Raw genomic sequence first — 11,855 nt, 5'->3', positions numbered from 1 at the left:
CGCAGGAGCGTCAGGCGGCGCCGAGCACGATCTTGCTGAAGAGCATCGCTGCCCAGTAGGTGGCCAGCAGCGTCGATGCGAGGCCCAGCAACGCGAGGAAAATCGGCGGTGTCAGGACTAGCGCGCCCAACTGCACAAGGCCTACCCAGGGGTTGTCGTCGGCGGCGGGTGCGACGGACGACAACGCCGCGGCACTGGCCGCCTCCGCGCTCGCGTAGGCGTTCGCGCTCCCGGTGAGGGTCTTTGTGAACTGGTCATGAAAAGCCGCCGCCTGCGCGGAGACTTTCTCAAACTCCTCGGCATGTGAACCGAACAGGCCGGCGATAGCCGCGGATATTTCGTCGCCGGCGGCGCTGACGATATTGGTTGTGCGTGGCGCGGCTTTCAGATGGGCGAAATCGAGTTCGGATCCGATTACTCCCAAATCACGTGACGCGGTGATGAGACTTTCTGGCGCGATCTGCATCTTCGGCAGCATATCCACGACGGCAAAGGCGGACCGGGGTTTCCGGCAAACCGCTCCCTGAACATCAACCGCGGCATAAACTCCCGACAATCGGGCGATCGAAGGGTGGAGCGGCGCTGTGTCGTATGTTCTCGCATTACCTGAAATGATGTCCGCCGCCGCGACGGACGTTGCTTCGATCGGCTCGGTGGTGGCGACCGCTAACCAGGGCGTGGCGAGCGCCACCGTTGAGGTGTTGGCCGCGGCCGAAGACGAGGTGTCGGCGGCGATTGCGACGCTGTTTTCCGCTCACGGTCAGGGCTATCAGGTACTCAGCGCCCGGGTGGCCACCTTTCAGGAGCGGTTCACTGAGGCATTGACGAGCGCGGCCGGGAAATATGCCGCAGCCGAAGCCGCCGGCGCCGCGCCGCTGGCGGCCTTCGAGCAGGCGGCGTTCGTTGTGCAGCAACAGATTCAGCAGTTCCCCGCCACAGTGGCGGCCGGGTTCACCTCCCTGACGTCGGTGCAGGGTTCGCCGTTCCTGGCTTTGCTCGCCAGCGACCTCCCGCCCTTGTCCTGGGTCCTGGGCAACTCCCCGCCACCCTTGCTCAATGCGCTGCTCGGTCAGACGGTCCAGTACAGCAACTACGAGGGGATGAGCGTCGTACAGATCACGCCGGCCAACCCGACCGGCGAATACGTCGTTGCCCTGCACGGTGGGGCATTCATCTTCCCGCCCTCGCTGTTCCACTGGATCAACTACTCGGTGACGGCCTACCAGACCGGCGCGACCTTCCAGGTGCCGATCTACCCGCTGCTACAGGAAGGCGGTACCGCCGCCAACGTGGTACCCCGCACGGCGGGCCTGATCTCCTCGCTTATCGGTGAACATGGGGTGCAGAACGTCAGCGTGGTCGGCGACTCCGCGGGCGGCAACCTCGCTCTGGCGGCCGTCCAGTACATGGTCGGCCAGGGCGACCCGGTACCGGCGGCGATGGTGCTGCTATCCCCGTGGCTAGACGTAGGGACCGGCGGACTCGGCGCCGCATGGGCGGGAGGTCTGGCCGCCGACAACCCTATGGTGAGCCCACTGTACGGATCACTTGCCGGAATCCCGCCCACCTACGTCTACTCCGGGGCGCTGGATCCTCTTGCGCGCCAAGCGTCGATCCTTCAGCAGGCAGCCGTGACTCAGGGGGCCCCGGTCAGCTTCGTTTTGGAGATTTTCGGCATTCACGACTGGATCCTGCTCAGTCCGAACGGTCTGCCGTACTGGCCGCAGATCAACAACCAACTCGGTATCGCGGCTTAAGGCGGGGCGGGCGGCTGGCGCTACCCGGCCGCCTGCAAGGTGATGTCGGAGAGTTCCGTCCGGCTCTGGCCGTTTGTGGTGCCGAGGGTGGAGATCCACACCAGCACATTGGAGGTCTTGGTCCGGCTCTGCACGGTAATCCGGTTGCGTCCGGGTTGCAGCGACGCGGTGGGGGCCAGTTCGGTGGTGTCGGCCAATTTGGCTGGCTTCTCGGTGGGCGACGAGCGGATCTGCACTTGGGTTCCGGTGCTGGGCACCACAAGGGTCACGACGCTCAGCGCCGTCGGCTCGGGCAGGTGCAGCATCAGGCCCATGCCCTGGATGAACTTCGGGAACGGCACGGCGTCCTTGTAGGTGACGGTGGACCACCCCGTGTCTGGGTCGCCGTCGATCGCCAATTTGGCGTCCTGCGGATTGTCGGGGGCGCCGTCGGGTGCGAACACCGTGGCGCTCACCGGCTTGATGATGGGTCCCGGCCGCGCCTGGTGCCGGAAGGAGTGGGTGAAGTACAGGGCCGCGCCCGCGGCGAGCGCAACCACCACGACGGCGATGACCGCGAGTATCCAGACCTTGCGCCGCTTGGGCGCGGTAGCCGGCGGCGGCGTGTCGTGATGCTGGGCCGGGCGCCGTTTGGGACCTGCTGCGGCCGACAGATTGACGATCTTGTCCGCGTCCAGGGTGTCGCCGTCCCACATGCCGCTGACTTCGACTTCATCTCCGTCGGAGAGCTGACCCGGGACCAGATCGGTTTGAATTTCGACCGGAACGAGCCCGGGCAGGTCCGCCAGCGGCTCATGTGGGACCGCGTGGAATGTCAGGATCCCGACCTGATTCTGGGCGCCGACGCCGCCGGCGCGGACGCCGCGGGCTGTTCCGGTGAGCACCAGACGTTCCAGTCGCTGGGTTGCCGGGCGCTCCGAACCGCGGTTTTCGGCGGGACCTTGCTGGGTGAGGGCCCGGGCGAAGTCGCCACACGTCGGGTACCGGTCGCTCGGGTTTTTGGCCAGCGCCTTGGCCAGCACTGCGTCCAGGTGCGCGAGTTCGGGCCGGAGTTGCGATATCCGCGGCGGCGGCGAATTGAGATGGTGGCTCAGCACGACCGCGCGATTCGAGTCTTGAAACGGCGGCGCGCCGGTCAGGAGGTAGAAGGTGGTAGCGGCCAGTGCGTACTGATCCGCCCGCCCGTCAAGCGGCTTTCCCAGGAGCTGCTCGGGGGCCACGTAACTGATGGTCCCGATGGCGACGTTGGCCTCGGTGAGGTTGCTGACGTCGTCGATTTTCCGAGCGATGCCGAAGTCGGTCAACAACACCCGGCGGCGGTGGCCGTCGGCGGTGGTCACCATGATGTTCTCCGGCTTGACGTCCCGGTGGAGCAGGCGGCGATCATGCCCGAAGTCCAGGGCATCGGCCACCGCTGTGACAATCTCGCCCACATCGCCCACCGGCATGCCCTGCGGATGCCGTTCCCGGACCAGCTCGCCCGCATCAGTGCCGTCCACGTATTCCATGGATATCCACAGGCGGCCATTGAACTCGCCACGGTCGAGGACGCCGACGATGTGCGGGTGCCACAGCGTCGCCGCCAGTTCGGCTTCGCGTTTGAACCTCGCCTGAAACTCCTGGTCGGCGGTAGCGGCCAGGGACAAGATCTTCAACGCGTCGTGACGAGGCAGACGCGGATGTTGGGCAAGGTATACCTCGCCCATCCCACCAGTGCCGAGTAAGCGCTCGATCACGTAGCCAGCGAAGACCTCGCCGTTTTTGAACGGCATGCCCGAAAGCCTACAAACCGTCACCGCGGGGGAGCGAATTTCGCCTGCGGGAAGCGGAACCGGCGACCGGCGATTATTCAGCCGGCGGCTTGGCGTCGGCCTGCTTCTGTAGCGTGTCGTTTGCGCTGCTCACCACACTCCGGATGAACTCGTACTGGGTTTTGACGAGCTTGTCCGCCATGTCCAGGGCGGCGTCCACGATGGTGTTGCGTCGTGACGGGTGATCGTCGGCGTGCCCGGGCATCGAGTCTTCGACGGTGCCGACGAACTTGCGCACGGCATCGATGGCCGCCCGCTGTCCGGATTCCACCGACTTGAGGACTTCGTCGGACAGGCCGGCTGCTCGTTCGCCCAGGTCTGCCGCTCGTTCTGCAACGGTCTTATTCTCGGTGTCTGTCTCTGCCATGATGACGCTCCTCCAGGTTGATGCAGATCAGCATGCGCCCCGGCTTGGACCTTCTGTAGGGCCAATGGTCCCTGGCCGAGGGGAGCAATCTGCTGCAATGGCCCAAGCGTGTGGCGTAATGCGCCAGAAAGCAGGTGGTCCGATGAAGTGTCGAGGCGCGGTATTGCTGGACGCGGGCCGGAGTTGGGAGATATGCCAGATCACCCTGGACCCGCCGCGCGCCGGCGAGGTATTGGTACACATGGCCGTCGCCGGGATCTGCCACTCCGACGACCACTACGCGACGGGCGACGGCGTGGCCGGGCCGCGCCTGACGGCGATCATGGCGGCGAACGGTATTCCGGTGCCCGACCTGTACCCGATGCTGGGCGGACACGAGGGTGCCGGCGTCGTGGTCGAGGTAGGCCCGGGCGTTCGGTCGGTACAAGCCGGCGACCGCGTAGCGACATCGTTCATCCCGGCCTGCGGATCCTGCCGGTGGTGCTCCTCGGGTCTGAGTTATCTGTGCGACCTCGGCGCCGGGACAGTGTCGAAGGAGATGACGACCGACGGCACGCCGCGTCGTCACCTTGGTGATGAGCCCCTGACGGCGATGACACAGCTCGGAACCTTCGCCGAGTATGTGGTGGCCGCAGAGTCGTCGGTGATCAGGATTGACGACGACGTTCCCTTCCACGCCGGATCCCTGGTGTCCTGCGGGGTCATGACGGGATGGGGTTCGGCGACAGTCGCAGCCGGCACCGAGGCCGGTGACACCGTCGTGGTGATCGGCGTCGGCGGGGTGGGGATGAACGCCCTGCAGGGCGCGCGAGCGGTCGGGGCCAAATATGTGGTCGCGGTCGATCCCGTTGCATTCAAACGTGATTCGGCCGCCCTGTTCGGCGCCACTCATGCGGTGGCGGCCGTCGAGGAGGCGGCGGCGTTGGTGCGGGACTTGACGCGCGGTGTGATGGCCGACCGGGTCGTGCTGACGCCAGGGGTGGTGCCCACGGACCTGCCGTCGCCGGCGATGATGATGACCCGCAAGGGCGGCACGTGTGTGCTGACCGGGCTGAGCCGGTATGACGAGTTGTCGGTGCCACTCGTGCTCAACGACATGGTCTTGTCGGCCAAGCAGCTCAAGGGTGTGCTCGGTGGCGGATTGAATCCGCGCGCCGGCATGCCGATGCTGTTGTCAATGTATCGGGAGGGCAGGCTGAAGCTTGATGAGCTCGTCACCCGTCGTTACCGGCTCGAGCAGATCAACGAGGCAGTGGCCGACATGCGGGAAGGCCGAAATATACGCGGGCTGATCGACTTTCAGTGAGAGCGCGTCAATTGCCGGCTTCGATTGCCGCGACCCGGGCCGCGGCTTCCGGGCCGCAGAGAAGTGGAAGGTCCACCCCCCCGGCGGCCAGCAGATCGTCAATACGGTGCTTGAGCTCACCGGAGGAAAGGTAGGCATAAAGGTTCTTGCCGGGGCACGACGTGTCGGCCAGATCCCGGTGGCCGGCCAGAGTCGTGGTCGGGATGCCGAAAGTGGCTGCTGCCCAGGCGAATACCCGTGCGGCGCCCTGAACTTGAGCCGGCGGCACGACTTCGCGGTCGAAGTCACCCTCGCAGATGACGAGGAAGTGGCCGGTGGTGTCGTAGTCGGTGGCGGTGTCGCCGGCGATTGAGGGCGTCCGCAGCTGGTAGATGTTGCCATTGCCGTCGACTCCGACGTGATAGGCGATGTCGATCCAGCCCAGCTGGTCCTGGTGGTAGCGCTGGTCTGCGCGGAAGCGGGCCGGAGCGTTGCGGTTGTCGCCCAGCGCCACGGCGGCGTGGTGGAGGGTCATGCGGTTGACCGTTTGCGGTGTCCCGCCGGGGCGCGCGGGACGGGCCCCCCACGCTTCACGGCAGAGCATCGGGGCTGAAATGCCCGGCGCGGCTGCTGAAGTCGACGTTGTGGTAACCGAGGGCGTGGCCGTGAGGCTGACCGTGGCCGGTGCGGCTGCGTTCGGGTATGCGGTCAGAGTCGACGACATGGTCGAACGGGCCGCGTTCACGCCGGTTCGGCCGGAGCATGCATCGAGGGTGGTTGCCATGCCGAGACCGCCCACCAGGGAAATTAGCCGCCGGCGGGTGAAGGGGTGCTCGGGTGGGGGAAGGTCCATGCCAGCAGTCAGGGTAGCGGGTGCGGTGTCCCGGTGAGGATCGTGTCCAGTGCATACGTGATGACGATCAGCTGGAAACCGCCCGCGAGGGTGATCAGGCCGACGTTCGCGGCGAGTGGATATCCGATCGCGTTGAGTAGTCCTTCGACCGGCTGGCCATTGACCACCTGGATCATTCCGTCCAGGAAGAGATTGAGATCGTAACTCGGAAGGGTGAAGACGAGCTCGGATGCTATATCCGCGGTGGGCAGCAGTGTCGCGTACGCGGTCGAGAAGCCTTTGACGAAACCGCCGACGAGAGAGGTATTGGCCGCCTGCACGGCCAGAATGATGTCTTCGATTGTCCCTGCAGGGAATGTCAGCGGTGCCGGTGGTGAAAGCGATTCGAGCGGCAGCGAGGTGGGTAGCGGCGGTGGCCCCTGGGCCTGGAATTCCGCGGCGGCCGCGACAATTCCTTGTTGGGTACCGGCGGCCAGATGGTCGAACACCGTGATCGGACTGACCGGGGGGAACAATCCAAATGCTGTGGGCACGTTGGCGGGGCCGGTGGAATATCCATATGCCGGATCGCCGTAGCCCAAGTTCACCAGCACCCGCGCGTTCGGTTCCAGCAGTTCGGCGAGCGGATTGCCGACGTACGGGATCAGGCGGAGCGGCTCGAGCAACGGCAAGTTCTCGGTGGGAATGATGTAGTAGGTGCTCTGGGTGGTCCCGTCGGTGGGAAGTTGAATGGCCGCATCGATCTGGGCCTGCGTGAGCTGCTGATAGTCGCCGTGCACAAAGGGAATGCCCATGATGGCATTGAGATCGGCAAGCAGATTGAGCGGATACCGCGGAAAATCGGCGAAGCCGTCGTATTCCAGGGTGTAACTGACGGTGGGATACAGGTTGTCCGGCGTTGCGCCGTAGAACGTGAAGCCCAGGCTCGGCAGGCTGAGCCCCGGGAAGCGCGCGAGTACACCGCCATTGGGGTTCATGGGGTTGCCCAGCAATACGAAATTGACCTGCGAACTGGAGATGCCCCCGGCCAGCAGCTTCGGCATCACCAGGGAGGACACCACGGCGCTCTGGGAGTAGCCCAATACGGCAATCGAACTTCCGGGGTCAAGCGCGGCGAGCTGGCCCACGATTGCGTCGTTGAGGATCGTCACGCCCCGGGCAACGGAGATGTCGACGGTCAAGTCTTTGATTCCCGTGAACGGATACAACCCGTTCGGGGTGGACAAACCCTGCGGTGCGGTCGCGGACGGAAAATGCGGCGCGACATATTTGGTGTAGACGTCTTGGATGTAGTTTGCCGGAGGGGTCGGCACACCGCTCTCACTCAGGATCAGGGCAGCATCGACGGCAACCGGCGGGGGGTCGGCCAGCAGCGCATTCGCCGTTGTCGCCGCACCTTCAGCGCCGGCCATGAGCGGCGCGGCAAGCCCGGCGAGCGCCCGCGAGACAACCGCCTCGGTCTGCGCGTAGGCGGTGCTCGCGGCGGTCAGGGTCCGCACGAATGCATCGTGAAACGCAGCCGCTTGCCGACTGAGCATCTGATAGCCCTCGGCGTAGCCGTTGAACAAGGTTGCGATTGCCTCGGAAACCTCATCGGCGGCGGCCACCGTCACGCCGGTCGTCAGACCTGCCGCTGCCATGTCAGCCTGGTTCAACGCCATGCCGATATCGGCGACTTGCGCAGCCGCTGCGGTTACCAACTGCGGTGTGGCGAGTAAATGGGTCATCGCCGGTCCTTCCTAGGTGCTGAAAAGCGTACTGGCATCACCTGCATTCACCACCTAAGTGTTTGGGGGTGGGTCCGCGTTGATAGGTCGGAACAATTCGCGCAAACTGCTGGCCGATCGCCCGCCGTGGGCATAAGCTCCCGCTATTCGGCTATTGGTACTGGCTGGGCAGCGTGGGGGTGCCCGGAGGGGGTGTTAGCGGCGCGATGTCGTCTGTTCTTGCGCTACCAGAGGTGATGGCCGCCGCGGCAACGGATGTGGTTTCGATTGGCTCCGCGGTCGCGACAGCAAATAACAGCATGGCCGGCGCCACGACGGGATTGCTGGCCGCCGCGCAGGACGAGGTGTCTGCCGGGATCGCGGCGCTGTTCACGGCCCACGGCCAGAGCTATCAGGCAATCAGCGCACAGGTAGCGTTCTTTCACGAAGGGTTCGTGCAGGCACTGAGCGGCGCCGGTGGCGCGTATGCCGCCGCCGAGGGCGCCAACGGGGTACTGCTGGATTCACTCGAGTTCGTCGCGCTGGAAATTCAGCAAGCCCCCGCGGCTTTCGTCGACGGATTCAACCGGCTGGCCCAAGAGGTTGTCACGGGCATCTTCGGGGCGCCGGCCGCTCCGCCCTTCCCGGCGATCGTGGACGGCACTTTCACCGGGTCGCCGTCGCTGATAACCAGGCTGGAAGAGGCCGCGCTATACCCGGTGAAGCCCCTGTTGAGTTTGTCCGGGCTGGAGCCGCAACTGTCGATGACGGGGTCACCCATCCTGTCGCTGATCGCCAGTGACGTCCCACCGCTGTCATGGTTTATCGGTAACTCGCCGCCGCCATTCCTCAATTTGCTGCTCGGCCAAACGGTCCAATACAACACCTCCAATGGAATGAGCGTCGTACAGATCACGCCGGCTAACCCGACGGGTGAATACGTCGTCGCCATTCACGGCGGTGGGTTCATCTTTCCGCCGTCATTCCTGCACTGGATCCATTACTCGGTGATGTCCTACCAGACCGGCGCAACGGTTCAGGTGCCCATTTACCCGTTGCTGCAAGAGGGAGGTACCGCCGGCCTCGTGGTACCGGCGATGGCCAACCTCATCTCCGAGCAGGTAGGCCTGCACGGACCGGCCAACGTCAGCGTGATCGGCGACTCCGCGGGCGGCAACCTTGCGCTGGCGGCTGCTCAGTACATAACTGGCCAGGGTTTGAATCAACCCGGGTCGATGGTTCTGGTGTCGCCATGGCTGGACGTGTCGATGACCAACCCGAACATCGCATTCGTTGCCGATCCGCTGCTCCCGGTAGGTCCCGCCCAGCAAATCGGTCGGGCCTGGGCGGGCAATCTCTCCGTCACCAACCCGCTGGTGAGTCCGCTGTACGGGTCGATGAACGGCCTCCCGCAGACGTATGTCTACTCGGGCAACCTGGACATATTGTCACCGGACGTGTTCCGTCTGCAGGACGCAGCCAGAGCCGTCAACGCCCCGATCAGCTTCATCCTGGCCAACGGCCAGATCCACGACTGGATAATCCTTACCCTCGACGGCCCTCGGTACTGGCCGCAGATCAACCGTGAACTCGGAATCGCGGCCTGAGCCGCGGGCTAGCGGTCTTGCTCGATGCCCAACAGCCGCAACGGGTGCAGGCCGTCCACCGCGCCGACGAACGGTGGGTGGATGCTGTAGCCGAGCATCCGGCGGATGTCGTCGGAGACCGTCCTTGCGATGTCGCGCGACACCGAAAGAGTGAACGCCTCCATCGGCCGCAACCACGGTTGGCAGTACTGGGCGGTCACGGCCAATCGGTCGGCCGCACTGGTGTTGGCGCCGCCGCCGTGCCACAGCGTGCCCACGAAGAAGACGCACGAGCCGGCGGGCATCACGACAGGGACCGCGTCGTCGTCGGGGCCCGGAGGACGGTTGCCCCAGCGGTGGCTTCCGGGAATCACGACGGTGGCGCCGTTGTCCGCGGTGAAGTCGTCGATGGCCCAGATCGTCGCCGCCGCCAGCGGATCCCGCGGCCGCGGAACCGGATAGAACCCGTCGTCATGGTGAGCCAGCTGCGCCGCCTCTCCGGGCTGAATGTTGATGGCCTGCAATGCCGAAAGCAGGTAGTTGGGCATCAGCAGGCGATCCAGCACCGCGAGCACGCGCGGGTGGTCGACGAGCCGGTCGCACACCCGCGTCCTGGACAGCACGCTGTAGATGCGCTGCGTGCGCCGGCCCTCGAAGGAGTTGCGCCCGGTATGGCCCAGCCACGGGCGCACCACCTCGCGGATCTCTCGGCATTGGTCGGAGCTGAGCAGGTTCTCCCAGATGACGTAACCGTCGCGGGCCAGCGCTGCCATGTCGGCCTCGACCACCGCGCTGTCGACCGAGCCGCCACCGCTGGGCGTCCACTTGTACCGCTGCGCCAGATCGCCCCGCAGGTCTTCGAGCGTCGTGACGGACTCTTCGTCGGTGTTCATGCGGTCCGTGTCCTTCGGCTAGTACCTCTGACCACACTAAGCTGAAATCGCTCAGCTCTTAACCGTGAACACGGGGAATCACGTGAAGCAAATCGCCATCGCACTCGCAACATTGTTGCTGGCGGCCGTCCCCGCGTGCTCCCACGGCCCCACGGCTCAACCCGCGGCGAGCGGCCCGGGACAGCCCACGCAGGCCGCCGTCCGCGTCGAAGCTGCACCCCCTGAGCTGCCCGAAACGGCTGACGCACCGGCTTTTGCCCCCGTCTCCAAGCTGATCAACGATGCGATCGCCGCGAACGAGCTACCCGGAGCTGTGGTCGAGATCGGCCACGGCGGCACGATCGCGTTCCACCACGCGTACGGCTCACGCAAGAATGCCGGTGAACCCGGCCTGGACGGGTTGCCCGCACCCGCCGAGCCGATGACCGAGGACACGATCTTCGACCTGGCGTCGCTGACGAAAAGCCTGGCCACCGCGACTGCCGTCATGCAGCTGCACGAACAGGGCAGAGTCGCCTTCGACGACCCCGTGCAGCGGTATCTGCCGGACTTCAACCCGGCGAATGATCCCCGACGTGCCACGGTGACGGTCCGGATGTTGCTCACCCACACGTCAGGCGAACCGGGCGACGTCGAACTCAAAGACCCCTGGGGACTGAGCCGACCCGACAAAGCGGAAGGCGTGCACCGTGCACTCACCACACCGCTGCAGTCCGTACCGGGCGAGGGTTTTCGCTACTCCGACATCAACTTCATCGTGCTGGGTGTCCTGGTCGAACAAGTCACCGGCGAGCCCCTCGACGTCTATGCGCAGCAACACGTATTCGCGCCGCTGGGCATGGGTGACACCCGGTTCCTGCCTCCGGCCCGAGCGTGCGGTCCGCACGCCACGTATGGATCCGCGGTTGCCTGGGCTCCCGGGTCGGGGCAGTCGCCGCCGGCCTGTCCCGCGGCTACCTGGAGCACAGGTCTGCTACCGCGCATCGCACCGACTGCACGCGACGAAGAGGGCAGAGCCGATCCGGGCAAGAACCCCGACATCGATCACCTGCTTCGCGGCACCGTGCATGACACGACCGCACGGCGGATGGGTGGCGTGGCCGGCCATGCCGGAGTGTTCTCCACCGCCCACGACGTCAGCATCTTCGCCCAGGCGCTGCTTGACCGGCTGGCCGGCCGTCCGAGCGAATTTCCTTTGGCAACAACGACTTTGCAGCTTATGACGTCGCCGCAGCAGCCCGGTCACGCGGCCCAGCAGGTCGACACGGCCAACGACGCCGCCCGAAGGGCCGTTGCCCAGCGGCCGAATACCGCACATCCGCTGCTCGCTCCGCGCTATCCGGCCATTGCGGGACAGAACCTGCGCGGCTTCGGCTGGGACATCGACACGGGCCAGTCCACACCGCGCGGCGCGGTCTTTCCCATCGGCAGCTTCGGCCACACCGGCTTCACCGGAACGTCGCTGTGGATCGACCCTGGGTCTGACACCTTCGTTGTGCTGCTCTCCAATTCGATTCACACGCGGGGCAGTCCGCCGATGTCGAATCTGCGAGGCGAGGTTGCGACTGCGGCAGCATGGGCCCTGGGCCTGTGATGG

The 11,855-nt window shown here is 65.5% G+C and carries 11 protein-coding genes; 4 read left to right on the top strand and 7 right to left on the bottom strand.

Annotated features, from left to right (window positions below):
- Window positions 1–10: 10 nt before the first annotated feature.
- Window positions 11–691 carry a PE family protein gene (locus tag AC5Y7D_RS10985; RefSeq protein WP_499923843.1) on the bottom strand — a complete coding sequence of 227 codons (681 nt, stop codon included), beginning with the start codon at window positions 689–691 and terminating at the stop codon, window positions 11–13.
- On the opposite strand from AC5Y7D_RS10985, the gene lipY (AC5Y7D_RS10980) reads away from it, so the two are divergent.
- Window positions 612–1,757 (top strand): triacylglycerol lipase LipY, encoded by a 1,146-nt coding sequence (gene lipY / locus AC5Y7D_RS10980; protein ID WP_499923841.1) that lies wholly within the window; start codon window positions 612–614, stop codon window positions 1,755–1,757. The genes AC5Y7D_RS10985 and lipY (AC5Y7D_RS10980) overlap by 80 nt on opposite strands.
- A gap of 20 nt (window positions 1,758–1,777) precedes the next feature.
- Here lipY (AC5Y7D_RS10980) and AC5Y7D_RS10975 read toward each other — a convergent pair whose 3' ends face one another.
- Both AC5Y7D_RS10975 and AC5Y7D_RS10970 read right to left on the bottom strand, forming a co-directional pair.
- On the bottom strand, window positions 1,778–3,529 hold the full coding sequence (locus AC5Y7D_RS10975) for a serine/threonine-protein kinase (protein ID WP_499923839.1): 1,752 nt from the start codon (window positions 3,527–3,529) through the stop codon (window positions 1,778–1,780).
- Between the two features lie 73 nt (window positions 3,530–3,602).
- Window positions 3,603–3,935, bottom strand: coding sequence for a hypothetical protein (locus AC5Y7D_RS10970; protein WP_499923837.1), 333 nt, complete (start codon window positions 3,933–3,935; stop codon window positions 3,603–3,605).
- Window positions 3,936–4,077: 142 nt separating this feature from the next.
- On the opposite strand from AC5Y7D_RS10970, the gene AC5Y7D_RS10965 reads away from it, so the two are divergent.
- On the top strand, window positions 4,078–5,241 hold the full coding sequence (locus AC5Y7D_RS10965) for an NDMA-dependent alcohol dehydrogenase (RefSeq protein WP_499923835.1): 1,164 nt from the start codon (window positions 4,078–4,080) through the stop codon (window positions 5,239–5,241).
- Window positions 5,242–5,248: 7 nt separating this feature from the next.
- Here the strand turns inward: AC5Y7D_RS10965 and AC5Y7D_RS10960 are convergent, their stop codons facing one another.
- The 3 genes from AC5Y7D_RS10960 to AC5Y7D_RS10950 all read right to left on the bottom strand — a co-directional run bounded on the left by AC5Y7D_RS10960 (window position 5,249) and on the right by AC5Y7D_RS10950 (window position 7,800).
- Complete coding sequence (locus tag AC5Y7D_RS10960; protein ID WP_499923897.1) at window positions 5,249–5,824, bottom strand: N-acetylmuramoyl-L-alanine amidase; 576 nt, start codon at window positions 5,822–5,824, stop codon at window positions 5,249–5,251.
- The gene (locus AC5Y7D_RS10955; RefSeq protein WP_499923901.1) at window positions 5,811–5,984 is read right to left on the bottom strand and encodes a hypothetical protein; all 174 of its coding nucleotides are present in this window, start codon (window positions 5,982–5,984) and stop codon (window positions 5,811–5,813) included. The genes AC5Y7D_RS10960 and AC5Y7D_RS10955 overlap by 14 nt, the downstream gene beginning before the upstream one ends.
- Before the next feature lie 97 nt (window positions 5,985–6,081).
- Window positions 6,082–7,800, bottom strand: a complete 1,719-nt coding sequence (locus AC5Y7D_RS10950) for a PE family protein (RefSeq protein WP_499923833.1) — start codon at window positions 7,798–7,800, stop codon at window positions 6,082–6,084.
- A gap of 206 nt (window positions 7,801–8,006) precedes the next feature.
- On the opposite strand from AC5Y7D_RS10950, the gene lipY (AC5Y7D_RS10945) reads away from it, so the two are divergent.
- The gene (gene lipY, locus AC5Y7D_RS10945) at window positions 8,007–9,386 is read left to right on the top strand and encodes a triacylglycerol lipase LipY (protein ID WP_499923832.1); all 1,380 of its coding nucleotides are present in this window, start codon (window positions 8,007–8,009) and stop codon (window positions 9,384–9,386) included.
- Between the two features lie 8 nt (window positions 9,387–9,394).
- Here lipY (AC5Y7D_RS10945) and AC5Y7D_RS10940 read toward each other — a convergent pair whose 3' ends face one another.
- Complete coding sequence (locus AC5Y7D_RS10940) at window positions 9,395–10,258, bottom strand: phytanoyl-CoA dioxygenase family protein (protein ID WP_499923831.1); 864 nt, start codon at window positions 10,256–10,258, stop codon at window positions 9,395–9,397.
- 82 nt (window positions 10,259–10,340) lie between these two features.
- On the opposite strand from AC5Y7D_RS10940, the gene AC5Y7D_RS10935 reads away from it, so the two are divergent.
- Window positions 10,341–11,852, top strand: coding sequence for a serine hydrolase domain-containing protein (locus AC5Y7D_RS10935; RefSeq protein WP_499923829.1), 1,512 nt, complete (start codon window positions 10,341–10,343; stop codon window positions 11,850–11,852).
- Window positions 11,853–11,855: the final 3 nt, after the last annotated feature.

The organism is Mycobacterium sp. NGS49, assembly GCF_059812565.1.
This window is presented reverse-complemented; position numbering and strand designations above follow the sequence as displayed.

Excerpts from the sequence above, each read along its gene's own strand:
- lipY (WP_499923841.1), top strand. The coding sequence starts at position 612 with ATGATGTCCGCCGCCGCGACGGACGTTGCTTCGATCGGCTCGGTGGTG.
- AC5Y7D_RS10975 (WP_499923839.1), bottom strand. The coding sequence starts at position 3,529 with ATGCCGTTCAAAAACGGCGAGGTCTTCGCTGGCTACGTGATCGAGCGC.
- AC5Y7D_RS10970 (WP_499923837.1), bottom strand. The coding sequence starts at position 3,935 with ATGGCAGAGACAGACACCGAGAATAAGACCGTTGCAGAACGAGCGGCA.
- AC5Y7D_RS10965 (WP_499923835.1), top strand. The coding sequence starts at position 4,078 with ATGAAGTGTCGAGGCGCGGTATTGCTGGACGCGGGCCGGAGTTGGGAG.
- AC5Y7D_RS10960 (WP_499923897.1), bottom strand. The coding sequence starts at position 5,824 with ATGCTCTGCCGTGAAGCGTGGGGGGCCCGTCCCGCGCGCCCCGGCGGG.
- AC5Y7D_RS10955 (WP_499923901.1), bottom strand. The coding sequence starts at position 5,984 with ATGCTCCGGCCGAACCGGCGTGAACGCGGCCCGTTCGACCATGTCGTC.
- AC5Y7D_RS10950 (WP_499923833.1), bottom strand. The coding sequence starts at position 7,800 with ATGACCCATTTACTCGCCACACCGCAGTTGGTAACCGCAGCGGCTGCG.
- lipY (WP_499923832.1), top strand. The coding sequence starts at position 8,007 with ATGTCGTCTGTTCTTGCGCTACCAGAGGTGATGGCCGCCGCGGCAACG.
- AC5Y7D_RS10940 (WP_499923831.1), bottom strand. The coding sequence starts at position 10,258 with ATGAACACCGACGAAGAGTCCGTCACGACGCTCGAAGACCTGCGGGGC.